The sequence below is a fragment of the Streptomyces alfalfae genome, assembly GCF_004127445.1.
Taxonomy (GTDB): Bacteria; Actinomycetota; Actinomycetes; order Streptomycetales; family Streptomycetaceae; genus Streptomyces; species Streptomyces alfalfae.
In genome coordinates, this window is sequence record NZ_QEXM01000002.1 from 23,845 (window position 1) to 40,554 (window position 16,710).

At 73.1% G+C, this 16,710-nt stretch carries 11 protein-coding genes; 6 read left to right on the forward strand and 5 right to left on the reverse strand.

What is annotated here, in order from left to right:
• Positions 1 to 166: 166 nt before the first annotated feature.
• The 6 genes from DCW30_RS38165 (at position 167) to DCW30_RS00635 (ending at position 9,786) form a co-directional block, all read left to right on the forward strand.
• Complete coding sequence (locus DCW30_RS38165) at positions 167 to 3,436, forward strand: SCO5717 family growth-regulating ATPase (RefSeq protein WP_103557404.1); 3,270 nt, start codon at positions 167 to 169, stop codon at positions 3,434 to 3,436.
• 350 nt (positions 3,437 to 3,786) lie between these two features.
• Entirely contained in the window at positions 3,787 to 5,679 is a 1,893-nt protein-coding gene (locus DCW30_RS00615) for an ABC transporter substrate-binding protein (RefSeq protein WP_079249981.1), read from the forward strand.
• A gap of 3 nt (positions 5,680 to 5,682) precedes the next feature.
• Positions 5,683 to 6,777 carry an ABC transporter permease gene (locus DCW30_RS00620; RefSeq protein ID WP_076684243.1) on the forward strand — a complete coding sequence of 365 codons (1,095 nt, stop codon included), beginning with the start codon at positions 5,683 to 5,685 and terminating at the stop codon, positions 6,775 to 6,777.
• Positions 6,774 to 7,730, forward strand: coding sequence for an ABC transporter permease (locus DCW30_RS00625; protein ID WP_076684244.1), 957 nt, complete (start codon positions 6,774 to 6,776; stop codon positions 7,728 to 7,730). The genes DCW30_RS00620 and DCW30_RS00625 overlap by 4 nt, the downstream gene beginning before the upstream one ends.
• Entirely contained in the window at positions 7,619 to 8,755 is a 1,137-nt protein-coding gene (locus DCW30_RS00630; RefSeq protein ID WP_205576588.1) for an ABC transporter ATP-binding protein, read from the forward strand. The genes DCW30_RS00625 and DCW30_RS00630 overlap by 112 nt, the downstream gene beginning before the upstream one ends.
• A gap of 29 nt (positions 8,756 to 8,784) precedes the next feature.
• Entirely contained in the window at positions 8,785 to 9,786 is a 1,002-nt protein-coding gene (locus DCW30_RS00635) for an ABC transporter ATP-binding protein (RefSeq protein ID WP_076688848.1), read from the forward strand.
• 148 nt (positions 9,787 to 9,934) lie between these two features.
• On the opposite strand, the gene DCW30_RS00640 is transcribed toward DCW30_RS00635, so the two are convergent.
• The 5 genes from DCW30_RS00640 to DCW30_RS00660 all read right to left on the reverse strand — a co-directional run bounded on the left by DCW30_RS00640 (position 9,935) and on the right by DCW30_RS00660 (position 16,570).
• A complete protein-coding gene (locus tag DCW30_RS00640; RefSeq protein ID WP_076684246.1) occupies positions 9,935 to 10,897 on the reverse strand; it encodes a bifunctional riboflavin kinase/FAD synthetase in 963 nt (320 codons plus the stop codon).
• Between the two features lie 159 nt (positions 10,898 to 11,056).
• Entirely contained in the window at positions 11,057 to 14,632 is a 3,576-nt protein-coding gene (locus DCW30_RS00645) for a trypsin-like peptidase domain-containing protein (protein WP_076684247.1), read from the reverse strand.
• A 226-nt stretch (positions 14,633 to 14,858) separates the two neighbouring features.
• Positions 14,859 to 15,764: a tRNA pseudouridine(55) synthase TruB gene (gene truB, locus DCW30_RS00650; protein WP_076684248.1), complete on the reverse strand. Its 906-nt coding sequence runs from the start codon at positions 15,762 to 15,764 to the stop codon at positions 14,859 to 14,861.
• Positions 15,761 to 16,222, reverse strand: a complete 462-nt coding sequence (gene rbfA, locus DCW30_RS00655; RefSeq protein ID WP_062782827.1) for a 30S ribosome-binding factor RbfA — start codon at positions 16,220 to 16,222, stop codon at positions 15,761 to 15,763. The genes truB and rbfA overlap by 4 nt, the downstream gene beginning before the upstream one ends.
• Positions 16,223 to 16,276: 54 nt before the next feature.
• Positions 16,277 to 16,570 (reverse strand): DUF503 domain-containing protein, encoded by a 294-nt coding sequence (locus DCW30_RS00660; RefSeq protein WP_076684249.1) that lies wholly within the window; start codon positions 16,568 to 16,570, stop codon positions 16,277 to 16,279.
• Between the last annotated feature and the right edge of the window lie 140 nt (positions 16,571 to 16,710).

Here is a 16,710-nt window from a genome sequence, read left to right on the forward strand (position 1 = left end):
CCCTGCCGTGCTCCTGGTTTTGGTGATTAGGCTGGGACAAGGCGCGACACAAGAACCCACGTGTGGGTCGTGCGCGTCCTCAACGGGGAGAGCCAGGCGGATCGGACGACATGAACGGTCGCCCCCCACCACGGCACGAGGGTGCTCGACCACATCAGGAGGCATTGTGAACAGCGATCGGGACGAGATCCGCGGGGGCTGGGACTCACCCGTCGATGATCAGTCCGACGCGGAGTCCGCTGCCGAGACGACGGGCGAGTTCACCATCGACTACGCGCCGCCAGCCTGGTACACGCAGAACGCTTCGGGCAGCGCCGGGGAGACGTCTTCGACTCCGCCGGTCTCCACGCCGCCGGTCTCCCAGCCGTCCGCCTCCGCTGAACCGCCCGCCTCCACTCCGTTCGCTCCGCCCTCGGCTGAGCCGGTCGCCGAGCCCGCTCCCGCGCCGGAGCCGGCTCCCCTGCCGTCGTTCGCCATGCCGCCCGCTCCGTTGGCTCCGCCCACCGGGCCGGTTCCGCCGGTCGGCGCGGAGCCCGTCGGAACGGAGGCCGTCGGTGCGGAGGCCGTTGCCTCTGACGCTGCCGCCGATGTGGCGGCGGAGCCGGAGCCCTCCGTCGCGCCTGCTTCGGAGGGGCTTGTCGGCGCTGTGCCGAAGCTTCCCGTGGGGAGCGGGTTCCAGCCTGCGGCCCAGGATGTTGCCGGTGAGGAGGACGATGCGGCTGCGGCTTCTGGTGGCGGCGCCACTGACTGGAGTTCGGCCGTGGCCGGGCCCGCCGCCTCCGTGCACGTGACCGGTGTCGTGCCGAAGGACGACATTGACGCCCTCGCCAATGCTTCTTCCACTTCCACTTCCACTTCCACTGCCACTGCCGCTTCGACTGCCGGGGCTGAGACCGGGGCCGGCGAGGCGGGGAGTGGAGGGGCCGAGCTTTCTGGTGGCGATGAAGGGGCTGCCTCCCTTGTCCCTGAGCCCGCTTCCGAAGCTGAGCCCGCGGCCGGAGCCGAGCCCGCGGCCGGAGCTGGTCCCGGAACCGGGCCGCGCTCCGAGCCCGCGCCTGCTGCCGCTTCTGAGCCGCAGTCGGAGTCCGAGACTGTTGCCACGCCCGTCGCGGAGGGCCCGGGAAGTGGTGACCTTGAGAGTGGCGCCACGATGCGGTTCTCCGCGCGTGCGCTGAAGCGGGAGATCGAGGAGCGTTCCGCCGCCGAAGCGAAGGCCGCTGCCGCGCCCGCCCAGACCGTCGAGCCCGCCCAGCCTGCCGAGCCCGACCAGAACACCGGGTCCGCACAGACCGCCGGGTCCGCCCAGTCCGTTCAGCCTGCCGAGTCCGGCGAGACTCAGGCTGCCGGAGCCGTTGCTTCTGGGCTTGCCGTGCCTGCCACGGCCGGTGACTCCCATGACAGCGGTCGTGACGGTGACAGCGACAGCGGCGTCCAGGACTCCGCGCCTGCCTCTTGGACTCCGCCGCCCCTCGCCCCGCAAGGCGGGCTTCCGCCTCTGCCTCCCACCTATCAGCCCGCCGCTCCGACCGCCGCGCCGCAGTGGCCCGCGCCGCCGGTTCAGGCCGCGCCGCCGGTTCAGGCCGCTCCCCCGGTCGCCCCCCAGCCCGTGCAGGCACAGACGCCTCCCGCGCCTACGCCGGAACAGGCTCCCCAGGCCCCGGCCCCCGCCCCTGCCCCGGCTGCACCCCCGCAGGCCCAGCCCTTGCCGCAGCCGCCCGTGCAGCCCCAGGCCCCGCAGCCCCAGGCCCCGCAGCCCCAGGCCCCGCAGCCGCCGGCGCCCGGCGGGTGGCACACGCCCCAGGACCAGGTACCGCAGGGTTACGGGTTTCCGCAGGCCGGGACCGCCGCGCCTGCCCCCGCGCCTTCGCCGCAGGCCGGTTACGGGTTCCCGCAGCAGCCGGGCGCCGGCGACGCCCCCGTACAGGCCGGCGGTTACGGGTTCCCCCAGCAGCCCCCGGCCCCGCAGGCACAGCAGCAGCCCCACACCCAGCAGCCCCAAACCCCCCAGGCCCCCCAGGCCCAGGCCCAGCCACCCGTCCAAGGCCAGCCGCAGCCCCCCGCTCAGGGACAGCCGCAAGGCCAGCCCCAGCCTCCCGCCCAGGCCCAGGCCCAGCCGCAGAGCCAGCCACAACCCCCCGCCCAAGGACACCCCCCCATCGACCCCCGCACCGGCGCCGCCTGGCCGCAGGCCGTGCAGCACGATCAGCGGGAGCGGACCAACCCGGGGGCTCCGCTCGGGTACACCGCGGCCGTCGAGCTGTCCTCCGACCGGCTGCTGCGCAACACCAAGCCGAAGGCGAAGAGCAGCCGCTCGGGGGGCGGTCGTTTCAAGCTCGGCGGCAAGAAGGAAGAGGCCGAGCGGCAGCGGAAGCTGGAGCTGATCCGGACGCCGGTGCTGTCCTGCTACCGCATCGCCGTCATCAGCCTCAAGGGCGGCGTCGGCAAGACGACCACCACCACCGCGCTGGGGTCCACCCTCGCCACCGAGCGGCAGGACAAGATCCTCGCGATCGACGCCAACCCGGACGCCGGCACGCTCGGGCGTCGCGTGCGCCGCGAGACCGGGGCCACCATTCGTGACCTGGTGCAGGCGATCCCGTACCTCAACTCGTACATGGACATCCGGCGCTTCACCTCGCAGGCCTCCTCCGGGCTGGAGATCATCGCCAATGATGTGGACCCCGCCGTGTCGACCACGTTCAACGACGAGGACTACCGGCGCGCCATCGACGTGCTCGGGAAGCAGTACCCGATCATCCTGACCGACTCGGGTACGGGACTGCTGTACAGCGCCATGCGCGGGGTCCTCGACCTCGCCGACCAGTTGATCATCATCTCCACTCCTTCGGTCGACGGGGCGAGCAGTGCCTCCACGACGCTGGACTGGCTGTCCGCGCACGGGTACGCGGATCTCGTCTCGCGGTCCATCACCGTCATCTCCGGGGTGCGCGAGACCGGCAAGATGATCAAGGTCGATGACATCGTGTCGCACTTCGAGACGCGGTGCCGGGGGGTCGTCGTCGTCCCCTTCGACGAGCACCTGGCCGCCGGCGCCGAGGTCGATCTCGACATGATGCGGCCGAAGGTGCGGGAGGCGTACTTCAACCTCTCGGCGATGGTCGCCGAGGACTTCGTGCGGGCCCAGCAGCAGCAGGGACTCTGGACCTCGGACGGCAACCCGCCGCCCCGGGTGGCTCCGCCGCTGCCCGGCCAGGGGCAGCCGCCGCAACACGCCGGCGCGCCCTACCCGGGCCAGCCGCAACCGTATGCCCCGCAGCAGCCCCAGCCCCAGCCTCAGCAGCCCCATCCCCAGCACCCCCAGCCCACCATCCCCCCGCAGGCCTACCCCCAGCAGTCGCAAGGCTGGCAAGCCCCGCCGCCCGCGCAGCAGCCTGCGGCTCCCTACCAGCAGCCGCCGCAGCCCCCGCAGCAGTAGTCGCCGCCTCTCTCCCGTCAGCGGGCCCGTGCCGTTCCCCGGCGCGGGCCCGCCGTGCGTTTCGCCCGTCCGGCCGTACCCCGAGGACGCAGTTCCGCCCGAAGCCGCCCACCTGCTGCTCCCCCAGCCGCCACCCCCTCACCAGCCCTGCGTCAGAGGTCTTGACCAATGCGGGTGAAGTTGCCGTCAAGTCGTTATTTCCGCAGGCCACATGGGGTTCACCTGCCGTTGACGTGTGCTGACCAGCGCTGGTAAACACACAGCAACCAGCTGACGTTCCTTGATCAACCAGCGTTCAACCAGTTCAACCAGATATCCCTGCGCGAGCGATGACGCGAGGTCACCGACCCATGGACACACAAGATCAGCACGGCAGAACAGCAGTGACGGAAGCGACTCCACACGCACCCCGGCCCCGTGGACGGCTGAGGCTCGTGCTCGCCGGGGGCGCCGCCGCGTTCACCCTTACGGCCGGTCTCGCCACGCCCCTCAATCTCGCCCCGCAGCAGGCCGAGGCCAAGGCGGACGACGGCAAGAAGGTCCTCACCGTCGCCGTGGCGCAGAGCGTCGACTCGCTCAGCCCGTTCCTCGCCCAGCGGCTGCTCAGCACCAGCCTGCACCGCCTCACCTACGAGTACCTGACGAACTACGACGCGAAGAACAACCGTGCGATCGATGGTTTCGCCACGGACTGGAAGCCCTCCGCCGACAAGCTGACCTGGACGTACACCATCCGGGACAACTCCACGTGGTCGGACGGCAAGCCCGCCACCGCAAAGGACGCGGCGTGGACGTTCAACAAGGTGATGTCCAAGGAGGGCACCGCCACCGCGAACTCCAACTTCGTCACCAACTTCAGGAAGGTGACCGCGCCCAGCCCCACCAAGCTGGTCATCGAGCTGAAGAAGCCGCAGGCCACCATGGCCGCGCTGGATGTGCCGATCGTTCCCAAGCACGTCTGGGAGAAGGTCGACGACATCTCGAAGTTCAACAACGACAAGGACTTCCCGGTCGTCGGCAACGGGCCGTTCATCCTGACGGACTACAAGGTCGACCAGTACGTGCGGCTGAAGGCCAACAAGGACTTCTGGCGCGGCGCGCCCAAGTTCGACGAGCTGGTCTTCAAGACGTACAAGGACCAGGACGCGGCCGTCTCCGCCCTCCGCAAGGGCGAGGTGTCGTTCGTGGCCGGGCAGCCCGCGCTCACGCCCGCGCAGGCCGACTCGCTCAAGAACGAGGAGAACATCAAGGTCAACGAGGGTCCTGGCCGGCGTTTCTTCGCCCTGGCGACCAACCCGGGGGCAAAGACGCGCGACGGCGAGAAGTTCGGTGACGGGCATCCGGCCCTCCTGGACAAGAAGGTGCGCCAGGCGCTGTTCCTCTCCGTGGACCGCGAGGCCATCGTCGACAAGGTGTTCCAGGGCCACGCCGTCGAGGGCGCCGGATACATCCCGCCGCGCTTCTCCGAGTACGCCTGGCAGCCGAGCGCCGACCAGCGGATGTCGTACGACCCGAAGAAGGCCGCGCGGCTGCTGGACGAGGCGGGCTACAAGAAGAACGGTGACGGCAAGCGCGTCGGCAAGGACGGCAGGCCGCTGGACTTCCGCATCCTCTGCCACGCCACCGACCCCAACGACAAGGCCGTGGGGAAGTACCTGAAGGAGTGGTGGGGCGACCTCGGGATCGGGCTGAAGGTCGAGTGCCTCGACGACGTGTCCGTGCCCTGGTACGCGGGTGAGTACGACCTCGCCTTCGACGGGTGGTCCGTCAACCCCGACCCCGACTTCGTGCTCGGCATCCACACCTGCGCCGCGCTGCCGGTGAAGGCCAAGGAGAGCGCCGCCACGGACAACTTCATCTGCGACAAGAAGTTCGACGACCTGTACGACAAGCAGCTCGCCGAGTACGACCAGGGCAAGCGCGCCGACATCGTCAAGCAGATGCAGTCGTGGCTGTACGACTCCGGGTACATGAACGTCCTCGCGTACCCGAACGCCGTCGAGGCCTACCGCACCGACCAGATCAAGTCCATCACCACCATGCCGACGGCCGCGGGCAACATCTACGGCCAGGACGGATATTGGAGCTGGTGGTCCGCCGTGCCCGCGGATGGGAAGAGTTCCTCCAAGGACGGCGGCTCGACCGGTGTCATCATCGGTATCGCCGCCGCCGCGGTGGTGCTCGTGGGCGGCGGAGCCCTGTTCGCCCTGCGCCGCCGTTCGACCGCAGAGGACCGCGAGTAACGCATGACCGCTGACAGCAATCCCGCACTGCTCGACACCGAGGGCCCTGGCGGCCCCGGGGCCGACGCCGACCCGGCTCGGGCCGGGGCGGCGTCGGCCCGCGGGCCCCGGACCCGCGACACCCGCGCCTACCTCCTCTATGTGGCGGGCAAGATCGGCGGTGCGGCGGTGTCGCTGTTCGCCGTGCTCGTCACCAGCTTCTTCCTGTTCCGGCTGATCCCCGGCGACCCCGTCAAACAGATGACGGGCGGCAAGCGCGTCTCGGCCGAGCAGCTCGCCGCGATGCGCAGGGAATTCGGTCTCGACAAGCCGGTCATGACCCAGTTCTTCGACTACACCGGCAACGTCCTGACCGGCGACTTCGGCACGTCGTACCAGTTCCACGCCCCCGTGATGGACAAGATCACCGAGGCGCTGCCCGCGACGCTGCTGCTCACCGGAACGGCGTACGTCCTCTACACCCTCATCGGCATCTGGCTCGGCACCCGCACCGCCTGGCGCAACGGCAGGCTCGGCGACCGCTTCAACACCGGGCTCGCCCTGACGCTGTACTCGGTGCCCTCCTTCTGGCTCGGGCTGCTGCTGATCATCACCTTCGCGGTGGGGATCGGGCCGATTCCCGGGATGTTCCCGACCGGCGGCCTGGAGTCGGGCGGCGAGACCGGCTTCGCGTACGTCATCGACGTCGCGCACCACATGGTGCTGCCCGTGATCACCCTGGTGGCCGTCGGATACGCGCAGACCCTGCTCGTCATGCGCTCCTCGCTGCTCGACGAGATGGGCAGCGACTATCTGACGACCGCGCGCGCCAAGGGGCTCCGCGACGATCTCGTACGCCGCCGGCACGCCGTGCCGAACGCGATGCTGCCGACCGTCACCCTGATGTTCGTCAACCTCGGCACGGTGGTGGCGGGCGCGATCCTCGTCGAGACCGTCTTCTCCTGGCCGGGCCTCGGCGGGCTGTTCTATTCGGCGTTGAGCGTGCCCGACCTGCCGCTCGTGCAGGGCCTCTTCTTCGTCTTCTCCACCGCGGTCATCCTCATGAACACCCTGGCCGACGTGATCTATCCGCTGCTCGACCCCCGGGTGGGCCGATGACGACCGAATCCGCCGAAACCCCTTCGACCGCCCCGGCGCCCGTCGCGCCCGCCGCCCCGGGCAAGAGCGCTCGCTCCCTGGCGCGGGCCCGCAGGCGGCACTCCGTGACCCGTTTCTGGCGGGAGTACCGCACCCACAAGGCGGGGCTCTTCGGCCTGGCCGCGCTGGTCCTGATCGCCCTGGCCGCCGTCTTCGCGCCGCTGCTCGTCGGCTCGGACGCGCAGAGCGTGACCGACGCCCCCGGCAGGCCGATGGAGTCGCCGAGCGGGGCGTACCCACTGGGCACCGACCAGTTCGGGCGCGATCTGCTCGGCCTGCTCGTGTGGGGCGCCCGCATCTCGCTCGCCGTGGGGCTGCTCGCCGCGGTCCTCTCGGTGGCCATCGGCACCCTGGTGGGGATCACCGCGGGGCACTTCAAGGGCTGGTACGCCACCGTCATCATGCGCGTCACCGACTGGTTCCTCGTGATGCCGACGCTGGTGCTCGCCATCGCTCTCGCCTCGGTGATGTCCCGCTCCCTGTGGACGATCATCCTGGCGATCGGCGTGACGACCTGGCCGACCACGGCACGCCTGGTCAGGGCGCAGACGCTCGCCGTGGAGTCGCGGCCCTACATCGAGCGCGCGCAGGCCCTCGGCGGCGGGCACGGCCACATCATGGCCCGGCACGTGCTGCCCAACGTCATGCCGCTCGTCCTCGCGCAGACCACGCTGGTCATCTCCGGCGCCATCCTCACCGAAGCCACGCTCGCCTTCCTCGGCCTCGGCGATCCGACGAGCGTCTCGTGGGGCGGCCTGCTCCAGGACGCGCGCGAGGCGGGCGCGGTCAGCGCCGGGCACTGGTGGTACCTCGCCCCGCCCGGCCTCGCCATCGCCGTCGTCGCGCTGGCGTTCACGCTGTGCGGCCGTGCCGTGGAATCCGTGCTCAACCCCAGGCTGGGGGCCACCCGTTGAACGACGTACAGAAAACCGATGGGCCCCGGCTCCTCGACGTGCGCGACCTCGAAGTGACGTACGCGAACGGCGCCGCCGCCGTCCGTGGCGTGAACCTCCACGTCGACGCGGGGCAGAAGCTCGGCGTGGCCGGCGAGTCGGGGTGCGGCAAGTCCACGCTCGCCCTCGCCCTGCTGCGGCTGCTCCCCGCGGGCGCCAAGGTGTCCGGGCAGATCCTGCTCGACGGCGAGGACGTCCTCACGATGAAGTGGGGGCGGGTCCGCGCGGTGCGCTGGGCCGGGGCCTCGATCGTCTTCCAGGGCGCGATGCACTCGCTGAACGCCGTGCACCGCATCGGTGACCAGATCGCCGAGCCGATCCTGCTGCACCGGAAGGCGACCCAGGCGGGCGCGGAGAAGAAGGTCGGCGAGCTGCTCGAACACGTGGGGCTGCCCGCCGCGCGCGCGGCGGCGTATCCGCACGAGCTGTCCGGTGGCCAGCGGCAGCGCGTGATGATCGCGATGGCGCTGGCCTGCGACCCCCGGCTGATCATCGCGGACGAGCCGACCACCGCCCTCGACGTGATGATCCAGGCGCAGATCCTGCGGCTGATCGAACAGCTGGTGGCCGAGCAGGACCTCGGCCTGATGATGATCAGTCATGACCTCGCCGTGCTCTCCGACACCTGCGACCGGCTCGCGGTGATGTACGCGGGCCGCGTCGTCGAGGAGGGCCCGGCCACCGAGGTCTACGAGCGCGCCCGGCACCCCTACGGCAAGGCGCTGTCGGCGACCTTCCCTCGGATCGGCGACCCGGCGTCGCGGTTCGCGCCGCGCGGGCTGCCCGGCGATCCGCCCGACCCCTCCGCGCTCCCCACGGGCTGCACCTTCCACCCGCGCTGCCCGGTCGCCCTGGAGTCCTGCTCCACGGAGGACCAGGCATTGCGGGAGGCGGGCCCGCACCACCGCGCGGCCTGCGTGCACGCGGGCGCCCCGCTCCCGGCGCAGCCCACGGCGGCGCCCGCGACGGCGGAGCGCACACCGTGACCGAGGAGAACCGTGAAGAGGACCCGCGCATGACCACCGCTCAGGAGCCGGGCGGCACGCTGCTCTCGGCCGCCGACCTGCACATCGCCTTCCCCGGCCGCCGGGGCGCGCCGACCGCGCGTGCGGTGGACGGCGTCGACCTCGACATCCGGGCCGGCGAGATCGTCGCCCTGGTCGGCGAGTCGGGCTGCGGCAAGACGACGCTGGCGCGCTCGCTGCTGGGCCTCGTGCCGCCGACGTCGGGCAGGGTGACGTTCGCCGGGGAGCCGCTGGACTACGCGGGGCGCGCCCTCAAGGCGTACCGCAAGCGCGTCCAGCTCGTCCTCCAGGACCCCAGCGGCTCGCTCAACCCCCGGCACACCGTGTACGACGCCGTGGCCGAGGGGCTGCGCATCCACGGGTACGCGGGGGACGAGCGGGCCGCGGTCGCGGAGGCGCTCTCCCGGGCGGGGCTCCGGCCCCCGGAGCGGTTCTTCCTGCGCTATCCGCACGAGCTGTCGGGCGGTCAGCGCCAGCGGGTCGTCATCGCGGGCGCGCTGGTCCTGGAGCCCGAACTGATCGTCGCCGATGAGCCCGTGGCCTCGCTCGACGCCTCGGTACGCGGGGAGATCCTCGCCCTGCTGCTGCGTCTGCGCGAGGAGCTGGGACTGTCCGCCCTGGTGGTGACGCACGACCTGGGGCTCGCGTGGAACATCGCGGACCGGGTGGCGGTGATGTACCTGGGCCGCATCGTCGAGACAGGCACGGTGGAGGAGGTCCTGACCTCGCCCCGGCATCCGTACACGCAGGCGCTGCTGTCGGTGCTGCCCGAAGCCCCCGGCGACCCGGTGGTCCTCTCCGGTGAGCCGCCGGACCCGTCCCGCATCCCCGGCGGGTGCCGGTTCCATGTGCGGTGCCAGGTGCTCGCCTCCGGCGAGGCCCAGCGGGCGGGCGTGGCGGATCACTGCCGGAAGGTGGACCTCCCGCTGCTCTCCGGGGGCGGTGAGACGCAGGTGGCCTGTCACTGGGCGGTCGCCGGCGGGACGCCTTGAGGGTGCGTTCTCTGCCTTCCGCCGGTGGGGGCTCGTCGCGCGGTTCTCCGCGCCCCTGACGGGGCTTCGCCGAGCGCCCCAGGAGGGGTCGGCGGGAACCGCGCGAGCGACCACGGCGCGCCCGCGGTCGCGCGCGAACCCGTTGCGCCTACGGCGACTGGACGCGCCCGGCGGCCTCGACGAGCTCCCGGGACCTCTTCACGTCATCCGCCATGGCGACGAGCAACGCTTCCACGGAGTCGAACTTCGCCTGCCCCCGCACGAAGGCCAGGAAGTCCACGGCCACGTGCAACCCGTACAGGTCGAGCCCGACGCGGTCGATCGCGTACGCCTCGACCGTCCGCTCGGTCCCGTCGAACTGCGGGTTCGTCCCGACGGAGATCGCGGCCGGCATCGCCTCGCCCTGGGCGTGCAGCCAGCCGGCGTAGACGCCGTCGGCGGGGATGGCGGTGTGCGGCAGCGTCTCCACGTTGGCGGTGGGGAAGCCGAGCTCCCGGCCGCGCTGGGCGCCGCGCACGACGACGCCCTCGACGCGGTGCGGCCGGCCGAGGATCTCCGCGGCGCCCGTGACGTCGCCCTCGGCGACCAGGCGCCGGGTCAGCGTGGAGGAGAAGGGCCGGCCGCCGCCCGCGGCGCCGCTGACGTACAGGTCGACGAGATCGACCTCGTAGTCGTACGTACGGCCGAGCTCGGCGAGGAAGTCGACATTGCCCGCGGCCTTGTGGCCGAAGCGGAAGTTGGGGCCCTCGACCACCACGCGCGCGTGCAGCTTGTCGACGAGGACCTTCACCACGAAGTCGGCGGGCGCCAGCTTCGAGAACTCGGTGGTGAAGGGGAGGATCAGCAGCGCGTCCACGCCGAGCTCGGCCATCAGCTCCGCGCGCCGGTGGTGCGGGGCGAGCAGCGGCGGGTGGCTGCCGGGGCGCACGACCTCGCTGGGGTGCGGGTCGAAGGTGACGACCACGGCGGGCACGCCCAGCTCCCGGGCGCGCTCCACGGCCCGGCCGATGATGAGCTGGTGCCCGCGGTGCACGCCGTCGTAGGAACCAATGGTGACGACGCTGCGCCCCCAGTCCTGGGGGATGTCCTCCAAGCCACGCCAGCGCTGCACTTCTTTGCTCCTCGCCGAACCTGTGTACGTCCGTGACGTCTGTACGTTCCCATTGCCGATTACGCAGGTCTAAGACTGCCATGCCGCGGGGCCCCGGCTCGCATCGGCGTCTGTTCATCCGGGGTGGCGGGGGTCACTCGCCGCCCCGGACGCGGGGCTTCAGGCGGGTACCCGCACGCCGCCCGCGAGGTTCTCGATCGTCCGGCAGGTGCTCGGGCCGACCAGGGTGGCCCACTCCTCGGGGACGCCGTGGAGCCAGCGGGTCACGAGGGCGGCGAAGCCCGGCTCGGAGCGGGCCAGTTCGACCAGGCAGCGGTCGAAGCGGGACGCACCCTCCGGCGTACGCACGAGCAGCCGCGCCGCCCGGCGCAGGCGCTCGCGGGTCCGCTCCTCACCACACGCGGCGGCGGCACGGGCCACGCCCCGCACGACGCTCTCCAGGACCACGGGGTCCCGCTCCCGCTCCAGCAGCACGCCGAGCAGCTCACCCCGCAGATCACCGGCAGCCGCACCACCCGAGGCGTCGACGCCGGGGGCCCCGGCGCCGGAAGCCCCGGCCCCCGCACCGCCCGGCCCCGCGAGCACGGGCGCGAACGCGGCCCTGACCGACGGCTCCGGACCGTGCAGCACCGCCGCCACCAGGGGGAACAGCACGTCACGTACGCCGGGCCCCTCGTCGAGCCGCCGGCCGACATACGCCGCGGCGGCCTCACCGGCCTCGGGCCTCGCCGCGAGGAGGTCCCGCACCAGGGCGGCGACCTGCTCGGCGAGCGCGGGCGTGGTCACGTCGACGAGGCCGCCCAGCACGTCTGCGGCGACGGGCCCCGGCGCGTGCCACCGCGCCCGGAAGGCGGCGAGCACCGCCTCGGGGTGGGAGGGCAGGGCCGCGGCCACCGCACTCACCGGCATCCGCGCGTCCCCCTCGGAGAAGAGCCGCAGGGCACGCCCGAGATACCGCGCGCGCGTCGCCGGATCGCGGACCAGCAGCGCGAGCGCGGCCCCGTGCAGGGCCTCACCGCCGGGGGCCGCGAGCAGGGAGAGCGCGGTGTAGCGCAGCAGCTCGCGGTCGGCCTCCGCGGTGGTGTGCGCGGCGGCGCGCAGACCGTGGGCGGCGGCCGCGGCGCGCCGTCCGGGCCGCTCGTCCTGCGCCCAGCGGTCGACGGCCCGGCAGACGGCGGCGGGCTCCTCCTCGGCGAGCGCGGCGAGCAGTTCGTCGGCGCGGGCGTGGCCGCTGTCGACGAGGGCGTCGGCGAGGCCGTCGAGGGCGCGGTGCCGGTGGGTGTACAGGAGCGCCTGCGCGGCGGAGGCCACGGTGGCGTCGGGCGCCGCGTCCAGCGGGCGCTCGTCGGTGAACCAGCGGACGAGCCGCGGCTGCGCGCTCGCCGGGTCGGCGGCCAGCAGCTCGGCGACGGCGTCCAGGCAGCGGCCGGGGGCGCCCGGCGGTCCGTCGCGCACGACGAGGCGCCGCAGCAGCCCGAACCGCTCGCCCTCCGCCAGCGGCAGCCGCAGCCAGAAGTCCGTCTCGAACTCCCCGCGGTCGGCGAGGACTTCGAGGACCGGGAGATACGGGGTCGCGTCCGGTACGCGGGACAGGACACCCCGCAGCAGCTGTCTCCCCCACCACACGGCGTCGCTGTCCGCCGCGCCGAGCGCGGCGTCCGCCAGGTCGCGCAGGCGCGGCGCCAATGCGGCAGGGCCGCGCTGGCGGCCGAGCGACAGCAGGGCCTGGAGGACCGGGCCGATCCGGTGGCGGGGCACCGGCAGCGGACGCCCGGATGCCGGGTTCCGCTGCCCGGGGACGGCCGGCTCCTGGGGGCGGCGCCGGTGGACCAGGGCGTCCAGGGCGACGTCCACGTCCAGGTGCGTGCCCTGGAGCCAGTCGGCGAGCTCCTCGTGCGCGAAGCGGTACCCCGCCCCCGCGGGCACGAGCAGCCCCTCGGTGAGGACCGCCGACGCCCACCCCGTGCAGCCGTGGAACCGTGCGCCGGGCGTCGCTCCCCACGGGAACACCGCCTCGAAGGAGGCGCGGTCCAGCTCGCCGTGGCCGGGGCCGAGGCAGCGCCGGGCCGCCGCGTGGACCTGCCCCGACACCTTCGCGGCGAGACGGCGCACGGCGGTTCCCCGCAGTCCGTTCGACGCGGCGAGGCGCACCGCGATCCGCAGGCAGAGCAGGTCCAGATAGGCGGCGAAGATCTCCTCCCTGGCCGGGGTGCCCGGCGGTGGCGCCTCGGGCAGGGCCGCCCGGACCTCACCCAGCAGCCGCAGGGCCAGGGGATGCCGCGCGTCGGCGTCGGCGAGCGCCCCCTCCGGGATGCCGTACCGCTCGCGGGCCCCGCGCGCCTGCGGCTCCGGCAGGCCGCCGAGGTGGACGCGGGCCGGGAGGCCGGTGCCCTCGTCCGTTCCGTACAGCGTCCCGGGGGCGAAGTGCGCCCCCGCCTGCTCCCAGTACTCCGCGCGGCACGCGACCACGAGCCGCGTGCCGGTCCCCCGCAGCCACGCGGCGGTGCCCGCGCTCCACTCGGCCAGGCGGTGCGCCGCCGCGGGCGGCATCTCCTCGGGCCCGTCGAGCAGCAGGAGCAACGGCCGCCCCGCGTCCCGCACGAGCCGTGCCACGCGCCCCGCCGAGATGTCGCCGAGGCCCGGGCCCGCCGGGGTGTCCCGCGCGGCGGCGAGGATGCGCCCGGCCCTGCCGAGCGCGCGCTCCACGGCGTCGGCCACGGAGGCGTCCGTGCCCCGCAGGTCGGCGCCGCGCAGCCAGAGCGTCGGCTGGGGCGCGGCGCCCCTGGCCCGCCGGGCGGCCAGCCCGGCGAGCTCCGTCGTACGGCCCGTGCCGGGGTCCCCGACCAGGGCGAGCACCGCGGCGGGGCCTGCGGTGAAGGCGTCGAACTCCGCCGTCGTCCCCGGCCTCGCGACCGGTTCGAGCAGTTCGGGGCGCGGGCCGTCGGAACCCGCCGACGTCGCCGTCAGGTGCAGGGCGCCCGCGAGGTTGAGGTCGGGCCCGTAGGCGGGGACGGTCGCTGCGTTGCGGGCGAGCACGTCCCCGAGCGGCCCGGCTCCCGGGGGCCGCACGGCTCGCGGCAGCGGCCCCGCTGTCCGCAGTGGCAGGGCGAAGCCCGAGGGCCGGTGCGTCAGGGGCGGCTCTCCGGCCGGGCCCGCTTCGGCGGTACGCGGCAGCAGCGCGGTCCCGAGGACGCCGAGCACCGCGCCGGACGAGGCGTCCACGACCGGTCCGCCGGCCGCCCCGCCGCCGAGCCGCAGGGCGTCGGCGCCCGAGGTGCCGATGGCCAGCTCCAGGGCGGACGCCAGCGGGTGACCGCCGTCCCGCGCGGTGTAGGTCACCGGGGAGGAGCCGAGCAGCCGGGCCTCGCGCCAGCCGCAGGCGGCGATGCGCACATAGGCGCCGGGCGTCACGGAGTCCCGTACGGCGAGCGGCAGCGGGCGCAGGCCGAGGCCCTCGGCGCGCACCAGGGCGAGGCCCATGTCGGGCAGTGCCACCACGGCATCGGCGGGGACCACGCAGACGCGCTCGCCCGGCCCGCGCAGGACGAGGCCCGCCAGGCCGTCCACCACCTCGTGGGCGGTGATCACCGTGCCGATGTCGTCGGCCGCGAAGCCCGTGCCCCTGGGGCGTCCCGCGGGATCGCACACCCGCACCAAGGACATGTCGAGGGCCTCGTGGGCGTCCCGCTCCCCTGTGCCCGGGGTGTCCCCTGCCCCCGGACCTTGTCCCGCCATGCTCGAACCTCCCGGCCGTCGCCCCTGCCCACGACCGTAGGTCGGCGGTGATCAGCGGGACAGGAGGCCGGGCGAACGCGCCCCCTTCCGCTCCCCTGGTTCACTCCGAGCGCCCGCCCGAAGGGGTGAATCGAGGCGCCGTTCCGGACACATTCCAGAGGGGGGCGGTGGAGCGGCGGACCGAGGTCCGCCGCTCCACGACGAGAAGGGCCGTCCGAGGCGGGTGTCAGGCGAAGACGGCGAGGCTCTTGGCCTTGCCGCGCGACTCCTCCGCGAGGACGAGGAAGCGGCCGTCGGGTCCGAAGACGGCGACGGCGCCGACGCCCGCGTACTCCTCGGGCATGTCGATCCGCACGCCGTTGAGCAGCAGCCTGCCGCGCTTGTCGTCCACGTCCCAGCGCGGGAAGGCGCGGCCCGCGGCCTCGGCCACCGGCATCACCGTCAGCTCCTCCTGGAGCTTGTCGAGGGTCTTGGCCGCGTCGAGCTTGTAGGGGCCGACGCGGGTGCGCCGCAGGGCGGTCAGATGGCCGCCGACGCCGAGCCCCGCGCCGAGGTCACGGGCGAGGGCCCGGATGTACGTGCCCGAGGAGCAGACCACCGAGACGACCAGGTCGAGTACGGGGGTGCCGTCCTCGGCGACGGCGTCGCGGACGTCGTACACCGTGAAGGCGGAGACCGTCACCGGACGGGCCGGGATCTCGAAGTCCTCGCCCTTGCGGGCGCGCGCGTAGGACCGCTTGCCGTCGATCTTGATGGCGCTGACCTTCGACGGCACCTGCATGATGTCGCCGGAGAGCTTGGCGATGCCCGCGTCGATCATCGCTCGGGTGATCTTCGAGGCGTCCGCCGACGAGGTGATCTCGCCCTCGGCGTCGTCGGTGACCGTGTCCTGCCCGAGGCGGATGGTCCCCAGATACTCCTTCTCGGTCAGCGCCAGATGGCCGAGGAGCTTGGTGGCGCGCTCCACGCCGAGCACGAGGACGCCGGTGGCCATGGGGTCGAGGGTGCCCGCGTGGCCGACGCGGCGGGTCCTCGCGATCCCGCGCATCTTGGCCACCACGTCGTGCGAAGTGAAGCCGGACGGCTTGTCGACGATGACAAGGCCGTCCGGCGTGGTGCTGCTGTCGCTCATGCGGGGGCGTCGCCGTCCGTTTCTTCGTCGGACTCGTCCTCGGGCTTGCGGTACGGGTCGGCGCCGCCCGCGAACTCGGCGCCCGCCGAGACCTCGCGCACCTTGGCGTCCGAGAGCCGTGCCTTGTCGAGCAGGTCCTCGATGGCCCGCGCGTTGTCCGGCAGGGCGTCCGCCACGAAGGCCAGGGTCGGCGTGAACTTCACGCCCGCCGCCTGGCCGACCGCCGACCTGAGCACGCCCTTGGCGCTCTCCAGGCCCGCCGCAGCGGCGGCACGGTCCTCGTCGTCGCCGTAGACCGTGTAGAAGACGGTCGCCTCTCGCAGGTCACCCGTCACGCGGGTGTCCGTGATCGTCACGTGTGATCCGAGCCGCGGGTCCTTGATCCCGCGCTGCAGCTTCTGGGCAACCACCTCTCGGATGAGGTCCGCCAGCCTTTTCGCCCGCGCGTTGTCGGCCACTGCTCCGTCTCCCTTTTCCCCGGGGTTCGTCTCCTGGGGCTTGTCTTGCCTTGTTCAGTCATCATCCCCGTGCAGCCGCCGCCGGACCGACAGCAGCTCCACTTCGGGCCGGGCGGCGACGAGGCGCTCGCACCGGTCCAGCACGTCCGTGAGATGGCCCCAGTCGCCGGACACCGCCGCCAGGCCGATCTCGGCCCTGCGATGCAGGTTCTGGCCGCCCACCTCCGCCGCGCTCACCTGGTACTTGCGCTGGAGCTCGGCGACGATCGGGCGGACGACGGAGCGTTTCTCCTTGAGCGAATGTACGTCGCCGAGGAGCAGATCGAAGGACAGAGTCCCCACATACATGTGTGTCCGGATGTCCCGCCGGTACGGGTTCGGGGCCCCGCCGGCACTTGGCAGGGACACAAGAACCGTACACGGAACGGCCGGAGCCGATCGACGGGATTTATCCCCGCCGACCGGCCCCGACGCTGACCGCGCAGATC

Bases quoted from the DNA above. Each gene is read 5' to 3' on its own strand.
- DCW30_RS00620 (WP_076684243.1), top strand. From the start codon at position 5,683: ATGACCGCTGACAGCAATCCCGCACTGCTCGACACCGAGGGCCCTGGC.
- DCW30_RS00645 (WP_076684247.1), bottom strand. From the start codon at position 14,632: ATGGCGGGACAAGGTCCGGGGGCAGGGGACACCCCGGGCACAGGGGAG.
- DCW30_RS00660 (WP_076684249.1), bottom strand. From the start codon at position 16,570: ATGTATGTGGGGACTCTGTCCTTCGATCTGCTCCTCGGCGACGTACAT.
- DCW30_RS00615 (WP_079249981.1), top strand. From the start codon at position 3,787: ATGGACACACAAGATCAGCACGGCAGAACAGCAGTGACGGAAGCGACT.
- DCW30_RS00625 (WP_076684244.1), top strand. From the start codon at position 6,774: ATGACGACCGAATCCGCCGAAACCCCTTCGACCGCCCCGGCGCCCGTC.
- truB (WP_076684248.1), bottom strand. From the start codon at position 15,764: ATGAGCGACAGCAGCACCACGCCGGACGGCCTTGTCATCGTCGACAAG.
- DCW30_RS00635 (WP_076688848.1), top strand. From the start codon at position 8,785: ATGACCACCGCTCAGGAGCCGGGCGGCACGCTGCTCTCGGCCGCCGAC.